Source organism: Sphingomonas daechungensis (genome assembly GCF_014489495.1).
Classification (GTDB): Bacteria; Pseudomonadota; Alphaproteobacteria; order Sphingomonadales; family Sphingomonadaceae; genus Sphingomicrobium; species Sphingomicrobium daechungense.
Map to the genome: position 1 here is coordinate 2,225,128 of NZ_CP060780.1, position 22,842 is coordinate 2,247,969.

23 protein-coding genes and 2 pseudogenes are annotated in these 22,842 nt (G+C 57.5%); 8 read left to right on the forward strand and 17 right to left on the reverse strand.

The annotated features are described in order from the left end of the window. Positions 1-60 precede the first annotated feature (60 nt). Together H9L15_RS17810 and H9L15_RS11960 are read right to left on the reverse strand one after the other, a co-directional pair. Positions 61-765: a glycosyltransferase gene (locus tag H9L15_RS17810; protein ID WP_223276209.1), complete on the reverse strand. Its 705-nt coding sequence runs from the start codon at positions 763-765 to the stop codon at positions 61-63. Positions 766-1,225: 460 nt separating this feature from the next. Continuing rightward, the gene (locus H9L15_RS11960; protein ID WP_223276211.1) at positions 1,226-2,032 is read right to left on the reverse strand and encodes a polysaccharide biosynthesis/export family protein; all 807 of its coding nucleotides are present in this window, start codon (positions 2,030-2,032) and stop codon (positions 1,226-1,228) included. An 854-nt stretch (positions 2,033-2,886) separates the two neighbouring features. Between H9L15_RS11960 and H9L15_RS11965 the strand changes: the two genes are divergently transcribed. The 4 genes from H9L15_RS11965 to H9L15_RS11980 are packed head-to-tail and all read left to right on the forward strand — an operon-like array spanning position 2,887 to position 6,260. After that, the gene (locus H9L15_RS11965) at positions 2,887-3,819 is read left to right on the forward strand and encodes a hypothetical protein (protein ID WP_223276212.1); all 933 of its coding nucleotides are present in this window, start codon (positions 2,887-2,889) and stop codon (positions 3,817-3,819) included. Beyond that, positions 3,809-4,624 (forward strand): ABC transporter permease, encoded by an 816-nt coding sequence (locus tag H9L15_RS11970; RefSeq protein ID WP_187714226.1) that lies wholly within the window; start codon positions 3,809-3,811, stop codon positions 4,622-4,624. The genes H9L15_RS11965 and H9L15_RS11970 overlap by 11 nt, the downstream gene beginning before the upstream one ends. Beyond that, positions 4,621-5,316, forward strand: a complete 696-nt coding sequence (locus H9L15_RS11975) for an ABC transporter ATP-binding protein (RefSeq protein WP_187714227.1) — start codon at positions 4,621-4,623, stop codon at positions 5,314-5,316. The genes H9L15_RS11970 and H9L15_RS11975 overlap by 4 nt, the downstream gene beginning before the upstream one ends. Positions 5,317-5,339: 23 nt before the next feature. Then, the gene (locus tag H9L15_RS11980; protein WP_187714228.1) at positions 5,340-6,260 is read left to right on the forward strand and encodes a hypothetical protein; all 921 of its coding nucleotides are present in this window, start codon (positions 5,340-5,342) and stop codon (positions 6,258-6,260) included. Between the two features lie 2 nt (positions 6,261-6,262). Here H9L15_RS11980 and H9L15_RS11985 read toward each other — a convergent pair whose 3' ends face one another. Then, positions 6,263-6,916, reverse strand: coding sequence for a class I SAM-dependent methyltransferase (locus tag H9L15_RS11985; RefSeq protein ID WP_187714229.1), 654 nt, complete (start codon positions 6,914-6,916; stop codon positions 6,263-6,265). 163 nt (positions 6,917-7,079) lie between these two features. On the opposite strand from H9L15_RS11985, the gene H9L15_RS11990 reads away from it, so the two are divergent. Both H9L15_RS11990 and H9L15_RS11995 read left to right on the forward strand, forming a co-directional pair. Beyond that, entirely contained in the window at positions 7,080-7,226 is a 147-nt protein-coding gene (locus H9L15_RS11990; protein WP_187714230.1) for a hypothetical protein, read from the forward strand. Continuing rightward, complete coding sequence (locus H9L15_RS11995; RefSeq protein WP_187714231.1) at positions 7,223-7,831, forward strand: class I SAM-dependent methyltransferase; 609 nt, start codon at positions 7,223-7,225, stop codon at positions 7,829-7,831. The genes H9L15_RS11990 and H9L15_RS11995 overlap by 4 nt, the downstream gene beginning before the upstream one ends. Positions 7,832-7,841: 10 nt before the next feature. Here the strand turns inward: H9L15_RS11995 and H9L15_RS12000 are convergent, their stop codons facing one another. From H9L15_RS12000 to H9L15_RS12020, 5 genes and pseudogenes are all read right to left on the reverse strand, one after another. Continuing rightward, on the reverse strand, positions 7,842-8,387 hold the full coding sequence (locus H9L15_RS12000) for a glycosyltransferase 61 family protein (RefSeq protein ID WP_187714232.1): 546 nt from the start codon (positions 8,385-8,387) through the stop codon (positions 7,842-7,844). Positions 8,388-8,948: 561 nt separating this feature from the next. Next, on the reverse strand, positions 8,949-9,935 hold the full coding sequence (locus H9L15_RS12005; protein WP_187714233.1) for an FkbM family methyltransferase: 987 nt from the start codon (positions 9,933-9,935) through the stop codon (positions 8,949-8,951). Positions 9,936-10,026: 91 nt separating this feature from the next. Continuing rightward, on the reverse strand, positions 10,027-10,908 hold the full coding sequence (locus H9L15_RS12010) for an NAD-dependent epimerase/dehydratase family protein (protein ID WP_223276691.1): 882 nt from the start codon (positions 10,906-10,908) through the stop codon (positions 10,027-10,029). A gap of 160 nt (positions 10,909-11,068) precedes the next feature. Then, positions 11,069-12,144 (reverse strand): annotated as a pseudogene (locus H9L15_RS20450) (GSCFA domain-containing protein). Beyond that, positions 12,141-12,362: a hypothetical protein gene (locus H9L15_RS12020; RefSeq protein WP_187714234.1), complete on the reverse strand. Its 222-nt coding sequence runs from the start codon at positions 12,360-12,362 to the stop codon at positions 12,141-12,143. Before H9L15_RS12020 ends, H9L15_RS20450 begins: the two are co-directional and overlap by 4 nt. Positions 12,363-12,472: 110 nt before the next feature. Between H9L15_RS12020 and H9L15_RS12025 the strand changes: the two genes are divergently transcribed. Next, positions 12,473-12,925, forward strand: coding sequence for a hypothetical protein (locus H9L15_RS12025; RefSeq protein ID WP_187714235.1), 453 nt, complete (start codon positions 12,473-12,475; stop codon positions 12,923-12,925). Here H9L15_RS12025 and kdsA read toward each other — a convergent pair. The 8 genes and pseudogenes from kdsA to H9L15_RS12065 form a co-directional block, all read right to left on the reverse strand. Continuing rightward, a pseudogene (gene kdsA, locus H9L15_RS12030) lies at positions 12,919-13,758 on the reverse strand (3-deoxy-8-phosphooctulonate synthase). The gene H9L15_RS12025 and the pseudogene kdsA overlap by 7 nt on opposite strands. Then, positions 13,743-14,282, reverse strand: coding sequence for a glycosyltransferase family protein (locus H9L15_RS12035; RefSeq protein WP_262984798.1), 540 nt, complete (start codon positions 14,280-14,282; stop codon positions 13,743-13,745). The pseudogene kdsA and the gene H9L15_RS12035 overlap by 16 nt, the downstream one beginning before the upstream one ends. A 191-nt stretch (positions 14,283-14,473) precedes the next feature. Next, on the reverse strand, positions 14,474-14,749 hold the full coding sequence (locus H9L15_RS12040; protein ID WP_187714237.1) for a hypothetical protein: 276 nt from the start codon (positions 14,747-14,749) through the stop codon (positions 14,474-14,476). Next, a complete protein-coding gene (locus H9L15_RS12045; RefSeq protein WP_187714238.1) occupies positions 14,746-15,201 on the reverse strand; it encodes a hypothetical protein in 456 nt (151 codons plus the stop codon). The genes H9L15_RS12040 and H9L15_RS12045 overlap by 4 nt, the downstream gene beginning before the upstream one ends. After that, on the reverse strand, positions 15,189-15,923 hold the full coding sequence (locus H9L15_RS12050; protein ID WP_187714239.1) for a hypothetical protein: 735 nt from the start codon (positions 15,921-15,923) through the stop codon (positions 15,189-15,191). Before H9L15_RS12050 ends, H9L15_RS12045 begins: the two co-directional genes overlap by 13 nt. 200 nt (positions 15,924-16,123) lie before the next feature. Further along, complete coding sequence (locus H9L15_RS12055; RefSeq protein ID WP_223276215.1) at positions 16,124-17,110, reverse strand: hypothetical protein; 987 nt, start codon at positions 17,108-17,110, stop codon at positions 16,124-16,126. A gap of 1,595 nt (positions 17,111-18,705) precedes the next feature. Next, positions 18,706-19,215 carry a hypothetical protein gene (locus H9L15_RS12060; protein WP_187714241.1) on the reverse strand — a complete coding sequence of 170 codons (510 nt, stop codon included), beginning with the start codon at positions 19,213-19,215 and terminating at the stop codon, positions 18,706-18,708. A gap of 289 nt (positions 19,216-19,504) precedes the next feature. Then, on the reverse strand, positions 19,505-21,007 hold the full coding sequence (locus H9L15_RS12065) for a hypothetical protein (protein ID WP_187714242.1): 1,503 nt from the start codon (positions 21,005-21,007) through the stop codon (positions 19,505-19,507). Positions 21,008-21,361: 354 nt separating this feature from the next. On the opposite strand from H9L15_RS12065, the gene H9L15_RS17815 reads away from it, so the two are divergent. After that, entirely contained in the window at positions 21,362-21,829 is a 468-nt protein-coding gene (locus tag H9L15_RS17815) for a hypothetical protein (RefSeq protein WP_223276216.1), read from the forward strand. Positions 21,830-22,094: 265 nt separating this feature from the next. Here H9L15_RS17815 and H9L15_RS12075 read toward each other — a convergent pair whose 3' ends face one another. Next, positions 22,095-22,784: a DUF5672 family protein gene (locus H9L15_RS12075; protein ID WP_223276217.1), complete on the reverse strand. Its 690-nt coding sequence runs from the start codon at positions 22,782-22,784 to the stop codon at positions 22,095-22,097. Between the last annotated feature and the right edge of the window lie 58 nt (positions 22,785-22,842).

A 22,842-nucleotide genomic window follows, 5' to 3' on the forward strand; every position in this document is an offset into this window, starting at 1 on the left:
CGTTCCAATCTCTCGTTTCAACCATTGTTCTGAACATTCTAGAGAGATTGCCGACCGGCCTCAAAAGCCTGCAAGCCAGCCGTCCACGATTGCAAAGTGGCTTTCCCAGGATGGCGATCGGTAATCCGCTAGCCGACGTAACTGGCGCTCGCGTTCGGGGCCGCCTTCCGCGAATGACGAAATGGTCAATTCCCATGCGACCTCGTCACCCGGCGGAAGGTAAGTTGGGATATCGTTGACGACTTCGCGATATACTGGAAGTTCCGAGGCGATGGTCGGTGTGCCGTAGTTCAGCGCCTCAACAATCGGTAGCCCGAAGCCCTCAGCGACCGACGGCATCAAAAGGGCGCAGGCCCCTGCGATCCATGCCGCAAGCTCCTCATCGCCGCAGTCCTCGAAGTGCAGGACCTTGGCCTTGAGATCCCCAAGATTCCCAAGGATCGCAATAGCTTCGTCAGCCTCCCATCCGGGTTGACCAACGATGACGAGGATGGGCGCCTCTTGGCCCATCGTCCTCACGAGTCGCTGCCAGACGCGAAGGAGCTTAAGATGATCCTTGCGTGCCTCGATCGTTCCGACCGTAACGAAGTAGGGTCGGTCGAGCACCTTGCCTGCCACCGGCCGACCGGAGCCATATCCGCAAATCCAGGCAACGACATTCGCGGGCATCGGAATCGATCGAAGCGCGGCGAATTCCGCAAGTTCGTCGATGGTAATTTGCGAATTGCCGATAATTCCGGTCGCGCTTTCGAGGGCGTTGATCATCCGCTCACGATGCTTCTCCCCCTCTCCGGGTCTGCAGAGTTCCGGATGCGCAATCGGGATGAGGTCGTGGATAAAGTAGAATGCGCGAATGTCGTTGCGCTTTAGCCAGCCCGCAATCGCTCGGTCATTCAGTCCGGTATGGCCGACATTAAGATATCGCAGACCCCGTTTCGGAGGGGGCGCTGACCAACGAGCATGGCTGCAGCGAGCGTACGAAAGAGTGCTCCTTTCCCGACCGATCGCCCGGAAAGAAGAAGTTCAAACAACCTTCTTGACCAGATGGCAGACAGTACACGGTGTCGACCCTTCCACTGAAGAACGGCGAGTGATCGGCCCTTGAAATGATCAACGTAGGCCAGACAGACACGGTCGATTCCGGTCGGATGCCTCCCTCGCCAAGTGCGCCAAACCATCCGGGTGACATCGAGCAGTATCGGAGCCTGCTCGACAGGGCGCTTTCTCAAGGGATAGCCTGGCCAAGACCCAACGCGGTGAATGCCAGCGACGAGACAATGCTCACGAATCTCTGAAAGTCACTGAGTGGAGCAGTGCTGACGTAAAGAACATCCTTATTCCTGATCGGGAATGTTTGAGCGACGAAGAAGCTCTTGGGATCACTGAGATTAACGCGGTAAATCACGGGAATGAGCCCGTCGGGAGTCCGTCGCGCCGTTGCGGCAACACCGGGATCTAGCGCGGCAGGATCTTCCAGTCTGAAGATGAATACACCGCGGATGTCGGCGCGGTCATCCCTAAGGCCGCCGGCCCTCCCGAGCGCCTGAGAAAGCGTGATGCCCGTCGCTTCAAACTCAACTTCGGAGCTTTTTCCTGTCGCGCCCAAGGAAGTAAAACTGAAGGGCTGGTAAAGCGCTGTAACCACGTCGTCAGACTGCAGCCGCACATTTTGCGCAGGGTCGTGAATGATCGTCTCGAGAGGAAGCGAGACGACCCGATCGCCGCGCGTGATTCGAATGGTCATCTTGCCAACCGGCTGCTTCACGCCACCCGCACTGGCTACAATATCGAGGAGACGTTCGCCTCGCGGAGTCAGCGGCACCCGAGCATTTTTCGCTACTTCGCCAACGACGGTTACGTTTGCGCTAGCGTTAGTCACCAGGCGGACCGCGACCTGAGGGTCGTGAGCCTTCCGCGCAAGGCGGTTTTCGATTTCACGCTCGATGTCGTGCGGAGTCCGCCCGGAAGCTCTGATTGCGCCAGCAAACGGAAAATGGATCATCCCGTCTCGGTCGACCATCATCTCTGGCATCGGTGTCCGCTGGCCAACACCTGTTGCTGCGGCCAACACTGAAGAACTGCTTTCCGAACCGAAATTCGCGCTGCTTCCGAATAGCACTGCCGGGGAGCTTCCCACACCGTGACCTCGAGGACGTCGCCGGGGCCGACGATCGTTCCCGCCGGTGGCACATCCCCGAGGGCTTCGGAAAAGAGCGTGGACCTCGAACTTGCTAAAACCTGACGAGCGACATTGTCCGTTACGTCGACGACCTTGATATCGGCAGCGCCAACCTGGTCGCCGTTCGCGCCCTTGATCGAACTGGCGCTCGGCCCTGCAGAGCCTAGCGACGTGCAGGCGCCCAAGGCCAAAAGCAACGCACTGGCAACAACGAACCCTGAACGACCGCCAGCAATGCCGCGCGGATGGAGATACTCCATCAACCCTCCAAAATGCAGAATGTGGCGCTCTCTAAAAGGGTTAGCCGCATTGCTCAATGGTGAATGGCTCCGCAGTTTCCGCATTTGGTTATGTACAGTCCAAGACCCTGCCGCCTATAGAGACATGGCATTCAACGGGTGTTAAGGGTGGCGTATCGAAAGGCTGCGCTACGCTCAAGAGAGCCAGAAGGCGCAGCGATGTTTCAGGAATTTCAATCATTTGGACGTCAAGATGAAGGTACCGGCGGAAGACGAGCTGGGCTGAAGCAAGTGCTAGCCTCGGCATCCAAGAAGCTTAGGATCAGCAATTGGCTCTTCTTCGCAACGGTTGTCATTCCGACAATCGTTGCCGTCGTCTATTACGGTCTCGTGGCGTCGGACGTTTACGTGTCGGAATCGAAATTCGTCGTTCGAAGCCCGGACAAGCCGGCAGCGTCGGGAATCGGTGTGATCTTGAAGAGTGCCGGTTTCGCCAATGCAGGCGATGAGCTCTATGCTGCCCAGTCGTACGCAACATCGCGCGATGCGCTTCGCGCGATCAATCGGAACGGTGCGTTCAAGCTCGCTTATTCGCGTCCGCAGATTTCACTCGCGGATCGCTTCGACCCGCTCGGCTTCTCGGGCTCCTTCGAAGATCTTTACAAGTATTTTCAGAAGAAGATCAGACTCCAGAACGATTCCGCAACCTCGATCAGCACTTTGACCGTTCGGGCCTATACGGCCGAGGACGCGCACCGGTTCAATCAGGAATTGCTGGAGATGTCGGAAGCAACCGTCAACCGGCTCAACCAACGCGGACGCCAGGACCTCATCCGCTATGCCCAGACCGAGGTCGACAGCGCGAAAGCCAAAGCCCAGGCTGCCGCGGTTGCCCTGGCTGCTTATCGAAATCGTTCGGGTATCGTCGATCCTGAGAAGCAGGCGTCGGTCCAGATGCAGATGGTCTCAAAACTTCAAGACAACCTAATCGCCGCCAAAACTGAACTAGCCCAGCTTCAGCAATATACACCGGACAACCCTCGAATCCCCGTGGTCGGCACGCAAATTGGCACGATCCAAGCTGAAATCGACAGGGAACTGGGAAAGGTTGCCGGCAATCGGCGATCGCTCGCCGCCACCACCGTGGAATTTCAGCGGCTAACCCTGGAAGATCAGTTCGCGGCCAAGCAACTTGCCGCCTCCCTCGGATCGCTTGAAGAAGCTCGAAACGAAGCTCAGCGGAAACAGGCCTATGTGGAACGAATCGTGCAGCCGAACCTGCCTGACGATCCCATTGAACCGCGCCGCTTGAGGGGCATCCTGACTACCCTCGTATTAGGTCTGGTTGCTTTCGGCATTCTTCGAATGCTTCTCGCTGGCGTCAAAGAGCATGCCCAGTAACAAGTCCAACGTATCTACCGGCGCCCTCCTAAGAGACAGCTCGTGGACGGTGAACCGGCGCGTCGTTGGAGCCTTGCTCCTGCGCGAACTGCTAACGCGGTACGGACGGAACAACATCGGCTTCCTTTGGCTGTTCATAGAGCCGATGCTGTTCACACTGGCGATCACGATCGTGTGGTCGGCGTTCCGTTCAGTCCACAGTTCGAGCATCCCGATCGTCGCCTTCGCTTTGACGGGCTATTCTTCGCTGTTGATGTGGCGGAACATGCCGGGGCGGTGCGTCGGGGCGCTCAAATCGAACATGTCGTTGTTGTTTCACCGGCAGGTGACGGTCATCGACATCTACACCGCGCGTATCCTGCTTGAATTCATGGCGACGTCGACCAGTTTCGTCGTTCTCGGGATCGTATTCTATTCGATGGAATGGCTCCCGGCTCCCGAAGATCCACTCCAGGTGCTCGCGGGCTGGGTCCTGCTTGGCTGGTTTGGCGCCGGACTTGCCCTGACCATAGGAGGCCTTTCGGAGAAGTTCGATCTCGTGGCTAAGCTCTGGCCACCCATGTCCTATTTCCTGATGCCACTGTCGGGTGTCGCCTACATTGCCGACGCGCTTCCACAGAACGCGCGGGAAATTGCGCTGTACCTGCCAATGTTCAATGCTCTCGAGTACCTGCGGGAAGGCTGGTTCGGTTCCCTGATGACCGCCCATTACGATGTCGGCTACGTTGCGGCCGTGAATGCCGTCCTTACCTTTGCTGGTCTAAGTCTCGCCCGTCAGGCGCAACTCGACACGAGCGAAGAATGATTAAGCTGACCAACGTTTCAAAGGACTATCCGACGAAGGCAGGCTGGCGTCGGGTCCTTTCCAACATCGACCTGACGATCAATCCGGGCGAAAGGGTCGGGATTCTCGGCAGGAACGGCGCTGGCAAGTCCACCCTGATCCGTCTGATCAGTGGCGCGGAGCCACCCACGCTGGGCACGATCGAGCGCAACATGTCTGTGTCGTGGCCGCTTGCTTTTACGGGCGGCTTCCATGGCACTCTAACCGGAGCGGACAACGTCCGGTTCGTATGTCGCATCTACGGCGTGGATTTCGAGCCTCGCTTCCAATTCGTGCGAGAATTCTCGGATCTCGGCATCTACCTCAACGAACCGGTCGCGACCTACTCATCCGGTATGCGGGCTCGTCTGGCATTCGCCATCTCGATGACAATCGATTTCGATTGCTATCTCATCGATGAAGTCATGGCTGTCGGAGATGAGCGTTTCCGGGAACGGTGTCGTGTCGAACTGTTCGAGAAGCGCAAGGACAAGGCGATGCTGATTGTTTCGCACAGCCATCGCTATCTGAAAGGCAATTGCGATCGCTTCCTGCTCTTCCGCGACGGCACCGTCGAAGAGCATAAGGACTTTGAGGAAGTCTATTTCCGCTACAAGGCTTCGCTTGGCGAGGGCTTCGCGACGAAGGAGCAAATGGTTGCCGCGATGCAATAGCTACGGGCAACCCGGTTAAGAACATGGCCGTCATCGAGCGTCACCCCGAAGTCGAAGACTACATCGTCGAAATCACGCTGGACGAGGTGCGGTCTCGCGGAGGCATCGCTGACCTTTTTGAAGAGGGTCGTCTGGTGATACTCAAGGATTACCGGCTCGATTTCGATTTCGATGCACTTTCGCAACTTGAGACATCGACCGACGCCGTCAGCGATCTGGAGATGCGCAGGCGGCTGAAGAAGCTGGTCTCCACCAGTTTCTTCGAAGGCGAACCACCGCGGAAATCGTGGAAAAAGCTGACCTTCGCCGACTCCTTCCGTCAAGCCATTTTCGACTGCTTGTGCCGCGGAGAGCCACGAACGTTCGATCGCGTCTCTGCCGCTTTGAAGTCGGCCCATGACCAAGCCCTACGCACATTCGAGACATGCTTCCCGTCGTATGAACCCTTCCGACTGATTCCGAGCCTTCGCTTGACGCGGACCCTTTTCGAAAATCTACACTGGGACAATCACTCGATCGACGACGATTTTCATCAAGCCAGGATATTCGCGAACCTCGATAGTCGGCCCCGTATCTGGAACCTCAGCCACAGGTTTCCTGACTGGGTGCGCAAGTTCTATCTTGAGCACAATCTCGGCCGTTTTGCCGGCAAGGACCCCAACCTGCTGATCGATTATGTCACCGGAAAGGTCTTTGGCGGGACGCAGGCCACGTGGATGGACAATCAGCCACGCCACCGGATCGCTTTCGATCCCGGCGAGGTATGGCTCGGAGAGTCCCGGCTGCTTTCGCACCAAATCGTCTATGGCGAGCGAGCCATGGTCTACATGTGGTTCGTCAGGGCCGCATCGATGGCCGACCCCGAAAACCGCTTCAATGCATCGGTCGAACGCGTCCACCTGGAAATGCAGGGATCGCAAAGCCTCGCATCACGCGCCGGTTAACCTCACTTGCGAGTGTCGGCTCCGGTCCGGAAGTGATCCTTCCACCAGACATTAGCTTTCTCGAACACGACAATACTGTCGTAGAATGAGATGCTTCCCGTCGTTCGGGTGAACTCGGTGGATTCCAGTTCGCCTTTGGTGTGATCGGCGTTCAGTTCGTCGATCAGGCCTTTGCACTTGTTGATGAACGAGTCCTCGACGTGGAGCCCGCCGCCCCAGTGCGGCCAGTAGCTCGTGTGCATGTCTTCCACCATGTAAACGCCGTTCTTCGGGACCTTGGGGTAAAGGAACTCAAACATGTCCCAGGTCGGCTTCATGTGGTGGCTGGCGTCGTCCAGTACGACATCCGGCGCGCCGAATTCGTCGATGACCGAAGCGAGGAATACGGGGTCGGCCTGGTTGCCGATGCGCACCTTTATCCCGGGCGCTTCGTGCGCCAGACAGTCACTGTTGATGTCGAGGCCGACGATGAGGGCATTCGGACCGAAATAGCGCTGCCACATCTGTAGGGATCCGCCACCGTAGACCCCGACTTCCCAGAAAACGAGCGACCGATCGCGCCACGGCGAGAAATGGCGCTCATAAATGGGAAAATAGTGTGCCCATTTGTGAATGACCTTGTCGTCATTGATTAGGAAATCTTGCCACAGGCTCACAGATTGATTCTCCAAGGGATTTTGGCGTTGGACCGGGCGATAGGAAACGCCGAGGCCCTCTTCAATAGAAGGTGGTAAATTGTCTGAACGATGACGATTTGAACCGTTGCAGTTCCACTATGATTGGCTAAGGGATTTGGAGCCTAAACCAAGGAGATTGAACGTGAATCTGGCGCCGGCCGAAGTTCCTGTTGAGCCCGCGAGCGACGTCTTTCCAAGCCTCACGCCGCACGACCCGATCTCACGTAACCGCATTGTTCAGGCGATCCTCGACCTGTTCGACGCCCCGATTACCTTGAGATTGGGGTGAACAAGGGCATGACCTTCAACGCGCTCAAGGCGGGAACGAAGGTTGCGGTCGATCCCAAATTCCTGTTCGACTTCGAAGCGGTCAGGCAGGAAGTTCCGGGAACCAGCTTTCACGAGACAACCAGCGACGACTACTTCGGCAATATCGCGTCGCGCGATACGGCCTTCGATGTCATCTACCTCGATGGGCTCCATACCGCTGAGCAGACAATCCGCGATCTCGTAAACGCAACTTCCTTCCTCAAGGATTGCGGCGTCATCATCATCGATGATGTTTTCCCCTGCTCGTATGTCGCTTCGCTTCCCAACCGCCGTGAAACCAGACTCATCCGCCAGGCTTCGGGCGATACCACCGGCGCCTGGATGGGAGACGTCTATCGACTAGTCTTCTTCGTAGAGACCTTCTGTCAGCAGTTCAGTTATTGCACGGTCAACAACAATCACGGGCAGCTCGTGATGTGGAGAGAGCCACGCAGGAGCGTTCCGGATCGCACCCTCACGCAGGTCGGAGAGAAGGCATACAAGGATATCTTTCTTGAGAAGGACAGCTTCCAATGCGCCCCGCTGAGCCAGATCCTGAAAAGGATCGAGGCGGCACGCCGCTGATCTGACGGCATCAGTGCGATAAGGTCGAAATTGCTGTTTCGACGACGCGCCTGAGACTTCCAGCGCGATCATCGGCATTCGTGTCGTTCCTGGGATCCCCGATGTGCCTCTCGAGATCCGTCCGGATCGCCGCAAGTGCTGACGCGCGGATGTTCCCTGGTGTGGTCAATTCGGCGAAGCTTTGAAGATCCTCGAACACGGCTACCAGATCGATCAGGCCTGAGTGCTTCTTCCGATCGGTTGACATTCCCGCGTTCAACAACAGTCGATCCGACACGGTCCACTTCCGGCAAATGTTCGAGAGCAAAGGCGTGAAACGGGAGATCGAGTCCGACCGCCGCCCAATTACGAAAACCGCCGGCACGGCCGATCCACACAGTTCCAGCGCATGGATGGCGCTTCCCTCCGCGAACACGGCAATGCTGCTGGAACGAAGGATCTTTATCAATTCGGTGAGAGAAAAACGCTCCGGGTAGATGATTTCGAAGCCTTCCTCCTCCAGCGCGGCCTCGATGAAACTTTCCCCATAGAATGACCCGGTATGGTGATGGTGCATTCTCGATACGTAGATGCGTCGGCCGCCCCGGCAGGACCGGCCCGACGGTCAAGCGACCCGTCGAGCATCTGCTGGTAGCCTGGAATGATTGTTGGACCGGCCATCTGTCTCGCCTGAGGTCCGACGAAAAGCCGGCGAAACAACGTCGGTTGCTCCACCCGAAGAACCTGCCGCCCCGAAATCCCGTGAAGGTTCAGTGCCTCGATTACGTAAGGCATGACTTTGGTGTGGTTGATCGGGAAGAACGCGAACTTTGCGCCCGCCAGCTCGGGTACCGCGAAGCGCGGCCAAAGCCGATGGATGCTTTCGGAGATCGCGTGCCCGAAGTGGCGAAACAATAATCCGCCATAGATTATCGGCTCGTCGACGATCTGAAAGTCGGTTTCGGCGCGTACGAGCGGTTGTATTTTGACGACGCTTTCAGTCCGTCCATAGCGATGATGACCAAGCAGTGCCGAAGGGGATCTGCCGCCATCGCCATACGCGTCTTGCTATTGCCTGCGGCCAAAGGCGTCATCGCTACATCACGTAGTTCAACCACGTCCGGCCACTGCATCGCAGTCATTTGCCCCGGCAATGACTCATCGCGACTTGGGATTCGAGTGGTTGGCCGGGCGTGTAGCGCTCGAACAGCTCCATGAAATAGTCGGCGTAGAAATCGTCTCTGAAGAAAATGTAGTTCAGACCGCCGACGCCACGCTGTTGGTATTGCTTGATCTTCTCGACACTGAGCTTGACGTGCCGGTGAGTGCGCAACTGCTCCCACGAATAGCGCCAGCCGAGCCTGGTTAGCTGGTCAACAATTTCGAGGTTTTTGGGGTTATCGAAATTGATCTCGATAAGCACAGTCTTGAGGGAGGAATGATCCAGCGTTCGGAGCATTCCATTGACTACGCGATGCTCGAGCCCGTCAACGTCGATCTTGATGTGGTCAGGTGGCGAAAGGCCTCCCGCCACCAATGTATCAAGCTTCTGTCCGACACAGCCCTGCTGCCTGCGGCTGTCCTTGCTCACTTTCCAGTCCGCCGAAAACTCCTTGTCCTCGGTCCAGCTGTTCTCCTGGAAGTCGTGATAGGAGATGCCGAGACCGAAGTCGCTCAGCAGGAGCCTATCGACCTTGTCGACGTCGCTTAGCGCGAGGCAGTAGGCAAGGACACGTTCCTGGAGGTCGTTCAGGTAGATGTTCTTGTTGAGCTCGGCATAGTTGAGCGCCTCGGGCTCGAACGCATAGACCTTCGCGTTCCGCATGACGGCCGCGTAGACAGTGTACATTCCGACATTGGCGCCAATATCGTAAAGTGTCTGGCCGTCTTCGAACGTATCGATCCAGGCCAGCGTGATCGGCTCTTTCGAGAAAAGGGATCTCAGCCTCTTCTTGCTTGATGAACCCGTCGTGGCGAACCGCATTACCCGGCCCTGGTGCGGAACGTCGGCATATTCCAATTCAAGCCACTTGGTCCGGATGCAGTTCTCATCGGGCCGCTTTTCATCGGCGACGTGCCGAGGAGGACGCGAAAAGCCGAGAGCACGCATGATGCGGTTCGTCATGCCATTAGCTTCCGGGCTCGCAGTTCCGCATTGGCCTTTTCAAGCAGGTCGGCCGGGATCGGCTGAGTATCGACCCAGTTGCAAAACCGTCTCATCCCCTCTTCGAGCGAGATCGCCGGCCGCAACCCAGTAATGTTCTCCAATTGCTCGATATTCGCGAAATTATGCCGAATATCCCCAACCGATATTCGCCGGTGACGTGTGGTTCTGTGTTCGAGCCCATAATACGGCAGAGAAGCTGGGCAACGTGCATGATCGAGGCGGCTTCGCCGCGTCCGACGTTGAGCGTCACGCCGTCCTGGAGCGGCCGCTCGGCGCAGCGCAAAACTGCCGCAACCACATCCTCAACGTGGACGAAATCGCGGGATTCCTCGCCATCCTCGAAAATCGGCAAGGGCAAGCCGAGACGGATCCGCGTGGAGAAGATGGAGAGGATTCCGGTGTAGGGGTTCGAAAGCGACTGACCCTCTCCGAACACATTCTGGAATCTCAGAATCGAATGGCCGATCCCGAGGGCCGTGCAGGCGACGCGAACCAGGTCCTCCTGCGCCAACTTCGTCGCGGCATAGATCGATGCCGGCGCCAATGCGTCGTCTTCTCGGGTTGCTGTCGGTTCAAGTCGACCGCCGCAAACCGGACAGGGCGCCGTCCATCGGTGCGCCTTCAGTTGCTCTGGTCCGCGCGTCGGTGGAAAGCGCCGGACTCCTTCGGGAGCGCACGTCCGACAAAGATAGGCGCCCTCACCATATACCGAACGGCTTGATGCCAGCACGACGTTCGCGACGGAGTGCGGCCGGTTGGCAAGGATGTCGAACAGCAGAGCAGTGCCCTGAACATTGACTCGGTAATATCGATCAATCTCGTACATCGACTGGCCGGTGCCGGTCTCCGCTGCGAGGTGGACCACCGTATCGATTCCATCAAGAGCGGCTTCGAGTTCTGTCCGCGCGGTTATGTCGCCACGAATGAAGATGGCGCCGGCAGGGGCTTCGAACGAAGGGTCTTCCCGTGAATCTGCGGTGACAGGTTATCGAAGACAACGACCTTGCAGTTCGCGGCGAGTGCTGCCCTCGAGAGATGGCGGCCGATGAAGCCGGCGCCCCAGTAATCAGGATCGTCTGCATTCTCTTTTCTCAGCGCTTGTCGAGCGCAACCTCGTCGCATTCAACTTCGACAATGCGGGTAGCAACTTCGAGATGCTCATCGTCGTTCGCTCCCCGCGGGATCGCTGAGGCTGGCGGCACCGATGAGGCGTCGGTAGCATGCTGCATGAACAGCCTCATTACGTGAGACACGCCGTCCTCGACGACGTTCCGTAGATCAGGGGCAAAGTAGGTGCCGCGATTGAACGCCCCAGTAATGATTTCGTACGAGGGGAAATAGTGAACGTTGGCGAAGCGCCGACGGACTGTTTCGGCCGCCACGCGCAAGACCGACTTCGAATATGTCGTCGCAGACAGGACGTTCTCGTCCGGCTGAGCCGTTGCCACGAGCGGAACGGGTGAAACAGTGAAAACGATTTCCGCTTCCGGGTTCACTTCGGAAAGTGCCTGACGAAACGCGGTCAGATCCGCGATCACATCCTCAACCGGCTGATTGTAGAATTCGTAACGTCCCGGATCGAAAGTGCCGCCCTCAACTCCGGGCATAGAGGAAAAACGGCGCCATCTTCCTTGGAGCGCCAGCATTCTGTGAGCCCAAGAGTGAACACGAAGACGTCGAGGGTCTCGAACATCCTTCGAACTGCGGTCAGATGTTGCCGCCGATCGGCGGCCAGCTCTTCTGCGGACACGTATCCGCCGGGCTGCGTCGTCGGCCTGAACGGGTCCAGGAAGACGTCCTCCGACTCTTTCCATTGGCCTTCCACCGGCGAAAAGCGATCAAACGCTCTCCAAAATAGCTGGAGAAGCTGACGTGCAGTGTAGATGTTGCCGTACCGGGCAGAGAAGAGACCATAATTGTTTCGATCCCTGACCGAGGCCGGCAGGATCGGATGACCCGCTTCTGCGACGTAATAATTGTAGCCGGAATTCCTGAGGTGCCTCGCGATGTGCTGCGCGAAACAACTTCCGGCGGTTGCCACCTTGGTCTCTGCAGTGATCCGAAGCTCGAAGACTCCGACCGGGTCGACATCTTCGGGTGCGGGGCCTGCGACTGTGCGTTTCCAGAACGCCTTGTCATGCAGTGCCTTATAAGGATGCTGACTCATGCCTCGCCTCGCGTCTTGTCTTCGGTGAATCGAGTCTCAATCTCGCGCAGCAGAAGCTCTCCATAGAAGTGGTTGGCGTGGGTCGCGTCGTTGGCGTAGAAATCGCGAGCGAGGAATCCCCGCCGGTCAACGGCCTTTGCGGGTGGCATCATCAATTCGACGCCAAGATCATCGCAAAGCATCTCGAGAACTCGCGTCTGCAGAGTCCAGAATTTCAAGCGCAGCGCGGGTGAGGAAACACCCTGGTTCGCGATCCCCTCTTTCGCAAAGAAGGATTCGTGAAATTGCTGGATGAATTCGTTGTCGGACTTCGGAGGGGCGGAAGGACATGGATCATGCGAGCCGAAGTCGCCTTCCGCAAGGCTTCAATCGACTTTCCATCTCCGTTGCGGATGCCCTTCTCGAATGCAGTCTCCAGCATCCGGTATGGGATCAGTTCCGCGCCGTCCTGAAGCTTCGCCTCCTTACCAGGCTCAAGAAAATCGAAGGGGTTGGCGTGCTGGATCGTGCTGAACACGGCGTGTTGGTTACCCCCGATCATCGAGATCACGATGTCATGCTGTCGGAGTGGGCGCACAATCTCGATGAACTCTTCGAGGCTGGTATCCCCTTGCATCTTGCCGTTCTTGATCTTCGACAGGCGGTGGGCCTTGAGAGGCGCAGGCTTCCCCTTCCCTTCGCGCTTCTCGATGGCGCGTTGAACGGCGTAGCTGTGGCTATCGCCGAACAGGAGAATTCTAGGCTTTCTCAACGAAGACTCCGCTCGACGCGCTTTCATTGAGTGACCAGCGTCGGGAATGACTTTACCAGCCGATCGACCGCCAGCATCTGCCCCAAATAGTCAGAGAGCGCAGTAAGCGGCAAGGCGCAAGGGCCGTCGCAAAGCGCCCTATCGGGATCCGGATGCGCTTCGACGAAAAGGCCGGCGATTCCAAGCGCCATGCCCGCACGGGCCAACTCCGTTGCTTGGGCGCGCCTTCCGCCCGCGCTGTCGGATCGCCCCCGGGCGTTGCAGCGCATGCGTAGCATCGAAAACAACCGGAGCCAGCGGCTTCATGTCGTCCATGCCGAGCATGTCGACCACGAGGTTGTTGTAGCCAAAGCTAGTACCCCGTTCGCAAAGGACGACCCGGTCGTTCCCCGCTTCCCGGCACTTGTTGATGATGTGCTTCATCTCCTGCGGAGCCAGAAATTGCGGTTTCTTCACGTTGATGACCGCGCCTGTGCGGGCAATGGCAACGACGAGGTCGGTCTGTCGGCCAGAAACGCCGGCAGCTGAAGGATGTCAGCCACTTCGGCGGCTGCGGCCGCCTGATGAGGTTCGTGCACGTCCGTTAGCACAGGGACGTCGAAGCGGCGTTTCACCTCCGCGAGAACAGACAGACCTTTCTCAAGTCCGGGCCCCCGGAAGGATTCGATCGACGAGCGGTTGGCCTTATCGAACGAGGCCTTGAAGACATATGGAATCCCCAGGTCGCCCGTGATTTCGACGAACTTGCTCGCCACTTCCATCACCAGATCTTCGCTTTCGATGACGTTCATCCCTCCAATCAGGACGAACGGCCGATCATTGGCGAACGTGATGCCATCCTTAAGAACTACGCTGTCTGACAAACTTCGTTTTCCTCTTTGAGCTCAAGAGCTTGAGGCCCAATTGCCTCCTTGGCGAGCCTCATGACCCCGAGCACCTGTTCGCGCAAGCGCCCAACGCTGTACTCTTGCTCAAGCCGGTTCTGGGCCCGCTGGACCATTCCCAGGCGCTCGTTTTCGTCATTGACCAGTCGGTCCAGTGCCGCGAACCATTCGTCGGTAGTGGCCGCCAGAATTCCGCAGCCATCCGCGCAGCACTCGTCATAGACCGTTCCGCGGCTCGCCACGACCGCAGCCCCGCTCGCGGTGTACTCGACCCATTTCGTGTTCGCCTTCATCAGATTGAAGTCGATCGGGACAAGCGGACAAATTCCGACATCCCAATGACGTGCCGCAAATTCTTCGAGGAATTTCGAATAATTTGCCACCGGCGGTGCCGTGACAACGCGGCTGCCAAATCGCTCGAGCGACAGCGGAACGGGGATTGAGCCAAATAGCTCGAACTCCACTAGCGGGTTGTGGTCGAGGAGTTGCTCGATCGCCGGCAAGATCATCTCGAGGTTATGGGCGTGGTCTGCACTAGCCATGTAGCCGACCTTTCGGGCACTTCCACGAGCCGGCGTGCGCAGGACAGATCCCGAGCAATAGATCCTGCCCGACACCACTTGCAGGTCCGGGAAATATTCAAGAAACCTGTGCTTCAATTTCTCAGTTGATGCATAGACCAGGTTGGCAGCGGTCAGGAGGTAACGGACGGAGGCGATCCGTTCGGGGCGTTGTGATGTTCGAACTTCCGTTGCCCAATGTTGGGCGGAATTGCCAAGAGGTCGTCATCGACGTGATAGACGATTGGCAAGTCATTCTTTCGCGCCCAATCGACGATGGTCTCATATCCAGGACCGCTGTAGCGGCAGAAGATGATTATTGAAGGATTGTAGCTATCGAGAAGGTCGGCGATCTCCGGCGACCGAGCATCGGTATCCGTGCGGAGCTGACCAAGCTCCTGCTCTGTCACCAGCTTGCTTGCAAGCTCGCCCGCGCGACCATGGGAGCAAGCGGCTTCGTAAAGCTCAGCTGAAGGGTCGGAACATTGCCGTTGGCAACGAACAGAACCCGTTCGCGCTCTGGAAGAAAAGCCGTGGGCCTGATCTCAACCCGGCGGGCTGTCTCGAATAATTTTGCATAGCGCTGAAAGACGTCTTGCGGATCAAGAGGCATTTCCTGCCGATCGAGGAAGCGTTGCTGAAGTTCGACGAAGGGCTCAGGGTCCTCAATCGCCGCCTTGCTAAACTCGGCCCACTCCGCAGGAGTCGAGACAGCGGACAGACCGTCGTAATTCCCAGCGTCCATGCCACCGCCCTGATCTCTCCAGACGGCGGTCGGGATTTCCGCAAGAAGCATATCGATCAGTACGGACGATGGAGCCGAAATTCCGTAGCCGAATTGACGAAGATTCACCCGGTACATCGGGGCATTCTCGATGCGTGCATTTCGCGGCAGCGGGACCTTGTTCTTGAGAACGTATTGGCCACCGGGATGCGGACGCAAAGCGACTTCACGACCTTCCTCTTCGAGCGCACTGCAAAATTCGGCGAATGCGTCGACGAACTCCCCTTGAAGTCGCCGGCACCGTTCAGGCGCACCGAGTGGAGGTTTTCGCAGACGATCCCCATGCGCCTTGGATCGCGCGCGACTTCGGCTGAATGCAACTGAAGCACTGAGGTCGGACCTGTCACCAGCAGCTTGCTCCGCTGAGAAGCCGACATGGAGACGAGGTGTTCTGACGGTTGCCAAGCACAGACGATATCTGCGCCGAAAGAGGCCGTCGCACCGTGAGCCCGAACGTGATCAGCACTATGACGGAAGCCGACACATTCGAAACCGTGCTGCAATGTTACCTTAAGATACGATGGGGGGGCGTAACGAAAGACGGAATGCGTCGTCACATGGTTGTGGAGGTACGATTCACTTGCTGCGAAAATGAGCCCCTCACCGCTCAAATGCCGGTAGGCCTCCCAGTCGGAGTTGAAATACTCAACGCGCGCACTCGTTTCGGACTGGGTTTGCGCCAACTCCCTTTGCCAGATCCCGAAGATGTCACGGCCGGTGAACTTCGTGGAAACGAGGATCAAGACATCCAGGCTGAAGCTGCGCGAGGCCATGTATATGAGCGGCCGCAGGATGTTCACATCCTGGACGAGATTTACGAGAAAGACTGCGGTTCGATTGCTTGGCATAGTGGTGTCGTCACGCCGAGAAGGGCAGTGGAGAGTTCTCGGACAGGATCACTTGGCTGGGCCCAAACGCTTCTGCCATTAGCTCGCGAATTTGCCGCATCGCAGGTCGATATGTAGCCAATTGGAAAGTCAGCGGGGCATCGTGCCAGCTTTCACCAGGAAGCAGTTCCCGACCGGACAGTCCATTGCCCCCGATACCCGCCAGTACTTCTTCTCCGAGAAACGGATTTCCTCCCTAGTCGATCCCGAAATTCGGGAATCAACGATTTTGCAGCCTTGTCGGCAATCAACATTACGAGTTCGCCCGGAGCACCGCGAAAGATGACATCGAATCCAAATTGTGCTGGGCAATAGGGACTGGCCACGGAAAAGCCCTTCAAAGCATGAACCGCCTTGTGGGCGGCACCATTCGTAGCTTGCCCATGAACGAGGATGAGCGCGCCTGAGGAGGGCGCGTTCCCTTCGGACGCCGGTATAGATCTGAGGAAATTAGCGAATGAAGCGGCTTCTGTTGCCGCAGAAGCAGTTGCCTGCATTGCCGCGGTGAATGCTTCCAGTTTTCCCGGCGCGTGCCTCATGGTTCCGTGGTCCAGATCGGCCTGAAACGCCGAAATATCCCGGTAAATGAACTCTGAGAGCGGCTCGTACAGAGGGTATCCCGACGAGATGACCTGGCACCCTGCCGTCAAGGCGGTCACTGCGCGATTCTGAGATTTTGCGGCGCTGAATGCTTGCGCGTTCACTGGCAGGAAGCATGCGAAGGCTTCGAGGAGCAGATCCCTCTCGTTGGATTCAGTCCACTGGTCTATCTTCGACCTGACCGGAAGCCGCCCAAGAAGCGCCAATCCATCGGCATCAAGCGCGCGTTCGTTTGTAAGCACGGTCAATTCGATATTCTTCTCAGCATTGGCCAGAGTTCGAAGCACTCCACCGAATGCTGCCAGATCATTCAGGCCGACTTTGAAGTGAGGGTTGTCGCCTACTCCGAACCACATCAGTTGAACGGTCTTCTCGGTCCGTGCCCGCGCAAGCTTGGAATGGAGCAACCTCGGGAGATCATCGAATTCGGCCGGGGCCGCGGGGTCATTCACAACGTGAGCAGGCAAGTCGCTCGTGTAGCCGTGCACGATTCGCGCCATCGCGGGGTCGAGCAAATTGCGAATTGGCAGAGGGGCAAGAGCTGGCCGAGCCAGTTCCGATAACGCACAAGCCGGCTGTCCGAAGACTGACTGAAATAATCGTCGAACAGATCGACCCGACCAACAATCCTTTCCTTCCGGCGGCGGCCGCTGCGACGAGGGCCCGAGCGTCGTGGCACTTGCTTATGAGGATTACATCGAAGTCAGTTTGGTCAACCGAGAAAGCGGCGACATCTTCAAGAGCAAGCGTAATGCCCATTCGCTCCAGGGGCGATTTCAGCCTCCCGTAGCGTATGCGCGCGCCGGCGTAGGTCTTGTATTCCTCCGACGGAATGAGAACCGCGATCCTCAAAGGAGTGACTCCAGGCGCATGGCATTTTGCGCCATAGGGGCCGGAGCAGCGGCGATCCTTCGCCCCGCTCGGCCAAGTAACCGGCCGTGACCAGGGACGTGCAGACATGCATGCCCTCGTCCGATCGCATCGGTCCCGCTCGCTGGAGCCAACCCGCCGCAACCGAGGTTCGCGCTAGCCAGAAATCGCGCGGCGGCAAGGACGCCGGATAGTTCGAACGCCAGAATAGAGCCGACTTGGAGGGTGGTCAGATCCCGAAACTCCAGCAAGCGTTCCCTGATCCGCGATCGCCGCATGCCATCCCTTCCCCGCCTTTCCGCAGAGACGATGACGCAGGATGCCGATTTGGCTGCAGGTTCCTCAAGGATCGTTGAGAGTACTCGCGCCGTTCGATTGTCGTGGAGTGTCACGTTCGCACCGATGTAGCCCACGAACGGTGTTTCCACTGCAGCCAGCGCGAGATCTATCTCCGCGAACTCGCTCACGCGTCCGGGGAAAAGACGCCGGGCGAGCGCAAGGACCTCCGCGCCTGCGTTGCCGAGGAATGAAACTGCAGCGGGAAATGAAACTGCTTGAAGCGAAAGCGTCTCGATGGTCTGGGCGAGCCCACTCGATGTAGTTTCATCCGAAGCGACTAGCCACGTAATTGCACCCGTATCCTGTGGCCCCAGTGGTACGGGCTGAGCCACTGGGACAAGCAGCTCTGCATCGGTGGGCGCTCTACGATGCTGCCGAATTGCGGCGACGGGAGCCCTGCTTCCGAGTTGACTCACACCGCTCGGGACAAGTCTAGGCCAGGCTTCGGCATATCCCGGTACAGACGTTCTCAGTAGCTCAGCGTGCGTAATCGGCAATTCCGCCAAGGTGGCAGGCTTAGCTTGGTCCGAACCTGCCAGCACCACCGGAAGAACGACGTCGTTCGTAACCGGAGCCCCTTTTTCGCAGGAGGAGACCAGGATACTGATCGTAGGGATCATGTCAGCCGAAAGTCTCAGCCTGCTGCCGCGTTTGCCTCGACTGCCATCCACCTGGATAGAAGCTGCCAGGTAATCGACGCCCCGCTGATCTCCGGGGTCGGCGACGAAGTCACCTCGATCCGCAGTACCTTTGAGAGCCAAGCTTGAATGTCCGCCTGGAACAATGGCTCGGACCCGTCACCGCCGTTCAGGTCAACCTCAAGCCCCCCAAGAACGGTTCGCCAGTATCACTGAGGCTTGCCCGCAAGTGACCGGACAAAGCCTCACTATGACCAAGAATGTCGATGGCGCTTGGAGTTTCCTTGTTCGCTTCTCGCGCTAGCAAGAGCAGCTCGGGAAAATGCGCACCTCCCGACAAAGCGACGGAAAAACAAGCATTTTCGAGCCGCGGATAGTGCCGTCAGGATCGGCCAAAACAAAAACAAGGGGAAGAAGGGATTTCTCAGGTTCACATCGATGAAATCGGTGGCCGCGATCACAAGCCCTTCGCCAAGGAGCGCAAGGGAACCACCTTTTTCAGGATCGTGCTGGTACGCCCGAACGATGCACCCCGCGCCGTCCGCGCTCCATCTCGTGCGAAGACGGCCATCACCCGTTTGCCAAGCGTCAATGAGCGTCTCGGACGTCTCAACCGATCCCATTTCGATCGCTCGGACCTCACTCGAGGTGCTTGGGAAACCAGAAAAGCGCGCCAATTCCAAGAAGGAGGCCTGAAGGGAGGCACGGTGCCGGGCATCCTCAAGATAGCCGATAGGAATACCGTCGATCGAAACCAAACAAGGCCTGCTTCCATCGAGTTGGAAGCTGCGCGTCCAACGCGCAGGGCTGACTTCGCGATGGGAAAGTTGGCACATGGAGCCGCCGGCCCGAACTCACTGTTGAATGCGAGGGCTGTAAACTCGGCGGGAACCGGAGACCGAGCCGAAATGCTGCGACCTTCAGACTGACCGAACTCAATATAATGAAGGAGCGGATTCTGGCCGGATCTTGCGACGTCGGGATTTGCCGTCAGATAGGTCGAGGTCGAGAATTCCGGTCCAGGATCGCGGCCCTCTCGGCTCCCATTCAGCAGGAAGTGCAACGCCGCATCGCACCCGGAATCGGCCACGTCAGGGTATTTTGATAGATACCACTCGGCATCGAAATACGAAGATCGTCGAATCTGCGCGACCCGAAACTCTCGAATCTTTCGATCCCTCCACCGAGCGCTCTGCTAATCTGCATTCCAATCCGGTGGAGCATTTTGGCGGACTGCGCCGAAATGCGCCAAGGCAGGGACTGCCGCATCTCGAGAATGATCGCCTCTGCTTCCGCGAGACGAACCTGCGATTTTCGCAGCTTTTCTTGATCTCGGACAAGCTGGTGCTGAGTTGAGCGATACTTGCGCTTTACGTCCTTGAGCTCTGTTTCGAGCGCATCTTGTTTCTTGGCAAGCCGCTGGATTTGCTGCTCAGCTTCCTCATATCTTTCCGACTGACTACGGGCAGTAGCTTCGGATTTTGCAGCCAGCGCGTCCATCTCACGTCGATGGTGCTCATCGGAAATTTCGCGGCTCCGACCATATTCCTCAGCCGCACGAAAGGCTTCCTCCCGCATGCGATCGATCTGCCTCCGCAGATCATCTTGAACTTGCAGGCCTTCCGCTACCGCCTCTTCGAGCGAAGTTCGCTTTGCAATCGCGTCGGAAAGAAGCGTAACTGCGCTTGCCAATCTTTCTTCGAGCCGAGCCTGCGAAATCGATTGCTCGGCCAGAGTGGCCCTGATGGCATCGAGATCTCCGGTCGAGCGCCTTGCCCGTGCGAGTTCGGCGGCCGTTTCGTCAGCCTGCGATTTGAGACCGGCCATGCGCTTGCGATCGAGCCTGGCCCGCTCAAGGGCGTCCGATACCATAGGTCCCGTTCGATTGAGTTCGGCCCGGATTCGATCAAGGGTTTCAAAATCGACGGAAGATTCAGGCGTTCCCGTCGTCCATCCGAGAAGGACTCGATAGGCTTCGGAAATTTGCGGAAATCTCGCAAGCTCGATGAAGGCCTGCTCGTCCGCGATGCGGTGATGCCTAAGATCGGTGGAAAGAAAATCGGCCACCTTTTCGCCGTCGACTGAACTCGCATCGATTGGGATCTTTAGCGTCCTAGCGATGCGCTCCAGCACGGATTGCCAGTCATCCAGAAGTTGATCGAAAGTCAGGGCAACCCGAGGGAGCCCTCTCGTTCCCAACTCCGCATCAAGGAGATAACGCACCCAAAGGAGCAATCCGTATTCAGGGTCGAACCCGTTTCGTTGAGACAACGATTGCGCGACCTCCAGCGGATTGCGCAAAATCATTGGATAGCCAGTCCGCGCAGCCAACGTTGTGAAGACTGGCTGCCACAACCCCAGAAGACGACACATCCGAGGATCTTTAGCGACGATCGAAGCAGATCCGTCGTACTCGGATTTCAGAGTCTCTTGCGCGAGTTTCCGAAGCTGCTCCAGCTTGCGCCGCCCAAGCGAAGATAGCTCAACGTCCTCCACACCGTGCCAAGTTGTTCCTAAATCACGAAAAAGCTCCTCATTGAGAGATTTCACGGATTCGGATTCCCAAAGGCCTCGCTCATTACCTGCACTGGGCGGAAGGAGCGTTCGCGGCACAGCCAGTCCGCCAAGCCAAGCATCCCAGCGAGCGCAGACGTCCCGATCTGTGCATGCCGAGCACGACCACGGCATGTTCGAACTGGGGGACGCTCATCTTCTTGATTTTTCGCTATTTTCGTTGAAGGGATAGTTCGCTACCGACGGATTGCTATAAAGGGGTTTTCGAACGGGAAACAACCATGTTGTTGCCGTTCGTTCGATTAATTGAGATGGTGCGGGTGGTGGGGCTCGCCACAACGGATTAGCAGGATTTTGCTCGTTTGAGCGCGGGTGGAACAGGAATAGTAGATGCGTGATGCACAGTTACCCAAAATCTTCGTTGGTTACGACAGCAGGGAAGATATTGCGTGGCAAGTTTGCCGGCACTCCCTTCTTCGCCATGCCGACAATGCGTTGAATGTCATCCCTTTGCGCCAACCGGCTCTCCGGGAGCTTGGCTTGTACACGCGCTCACTGGACACCGGTGCGTCAACAGAATTCTCTCTTACTCGTTTCCTGACACCGTACCTGGCGGGACTTCATGGGTGGGTACTGTTCTGCGACTGTGACTTCTTGTTTACTGTGGATGTTAGAAACGTTTTCGAAGGTTTGGATGCGAGCAAGGCCTTGTATTGCGTCCAACATGAATACACCCCGGCCCAGCAGGTTAAGATGGATGGGAAGCAGCAAGCAGTCTATCCGCGGAAGAACTGGTCGTCTTTCATGCTTTTCAACTGCGACCACCCGATGTTCGCTCGCTTACACCTGCGGTCGTGAATTCGGTAAGCCCGGCGTTCCTGCACCGGTTCGAGTGGATCAAGAACGAGTCCGCAATCGGCGCACTCGATCTGGACTGGAATTTCCTGGAGGGGAATATTCGAAACCCCAGAAAACGCCTCGCGTGATTCACTTCACGAATGGCGGTCCATGGTTCGATGAATGGCAGAACTGCGATTACGCGGATCTCTGGCTCCACGAACGAGCCCTCTATCTAGAGGCGAATGCAGAGCGGGATGTCCGCGTTGCCGCGTGACTGCCGAAATCACCATCTGGAGATTGCGGCCAAGTAATCGATCGTCAACTTGAGGCGGCGTCTGATTGCGTTCGAACCATTGGCTAGCTGATGGAATAGCAATCCGAAATCGACGGCCGCAGTCTTTCTGTCGTCGAGTTTTCGGTACAGGTCCCAGAACCCATCAGCACCGAGCACCGGAATCAAGTTGAAGATTCCGTGGAAACCGAATGTCGGACCGACGGGGTCTCCCCGCTCAAAGGAAAATCGCTCGGCGAGTGAGCGATCCGCGAACTTGAGCCCCTTAAGCTCGAGGAATGTTCTATTCGTTCTGCAAATCGCAATGTCTTCCGGATGGCCGAGCACGAAGTGCGGATCGCGGCAAGCATCCATCAGCCTGCGGCTGCGAAGCGAGAATCCACCGTTTCCCACATTGTGGCCGTCAAGGAATTGGGGCCATGGGGCGCCGATGTAGTCGTAGTCCAGGAATCGTGGATCCCACCTCGCCGCATCCAGCACGAAGCCGTCCCACTGTATGATCAACGCGTGGGACGTCATCACATGCTCGCCGAGGCCGCGAAGCACGAATTCGGAATATTCTGCCCCGGACTTGAGAAGAGGGCCGTCGATCAAGCGGATCCGGGAATCTGAAACAGGGTGATCCGCCGCCCCGAACAGCAGGCAGTCTGCGAAGTCGATCCGGTCGAGGCAGATCTTCAACGCGCGTACAGTAGCCGTAACGTTTACCGATGCTGCCGCGCAGATGGTAACTTCGGGT

What these genes read in the sequence shown, in the direction of transcription:
- H9L15_RS17810 (WP_223276209.1), bottom strand. Translation starts at nt 765, where the DNA reads ATGATCAACGCCCTCGAAAGCGCGACCGGAATTATCGGCAATTCGCAA.
- H9L15_RS11960 (WP_223276211.1), bottom strand. Translation starts at nt 2,032, where the DNA reads ATGCCAGAGATGATGGTCGACCGAGACGGGATGATCCATTTTCCGTTT.
- H9L15_RS11970 (WP_187714226.1), top strand. Translation starts at nt 3,809, where the DNA reads ATGCCCAGTAACAAGTCCAACGTATCTACCGGCGCCCTCCTAAGAGAC.
- H9L15_RS11975 (WP_187714227.1), top strand. Translation starts at nt 4,621, where the DNA reads ATGATTAAGCTGACCAACGTTTCAAAGGACTATCCGACGAAGGCAGGC.
- H9L15_RS11980 (WP_187714228.1), top strand. Translation starts at nt 5,340, where the DNA reads ATGGCCGTCATCGAGCGTCACCCCGAAGTCGAAGACTACATCGTCGAA.
- H9L15_RS12000 (WP_187714232.1), bottom strand. Translation starts at nt 8,387, where the DNA reads ATGCACCATCACCATACCGGGTCATTCTATGGGGAAAGTTTCATCGAG.
- H9L15_RS12005 (WP_187714233.1), bottom strand. Translation starts at nt 9,935, where the DNA reads ATGACGAACCGCATCATGCGTGCTCTCGGCTTTTCGCGTCCTCCTCGG.
- H9L15_RS12025 (WP_187714235.1), top strand. Translation starts at nt 12,473, where the DNA reads ATGGATCATGCGAGCCGAAGTCGCCTTCCGCAAGGCTTCAATCGACTT.
- H9L15_RS12045 (WP_187714238.1), bottom strand. Translation starts at nt 15,201, where the DNA reads ATGTACCGGGTGAATCTTCGTCAATTCGGCTACGGAATTTCGGCTCCA.
- H9L15_RS12055 (WP_223276215.1), bottom strand. Translation starts at nt 17,110, where the DNA reads ATGGCGCGAATCGTGCACGGCTACACGAGCGACTTGCCTGCTCACGTT.
- H9L15_RS17815 (WP_223276216.1), top strand. Translation starts at nt 21,362, where the DNA reads ATGCGTGATGCACAGTTACCCAAAATCTTCGTTGGTTACGACAGCAGG.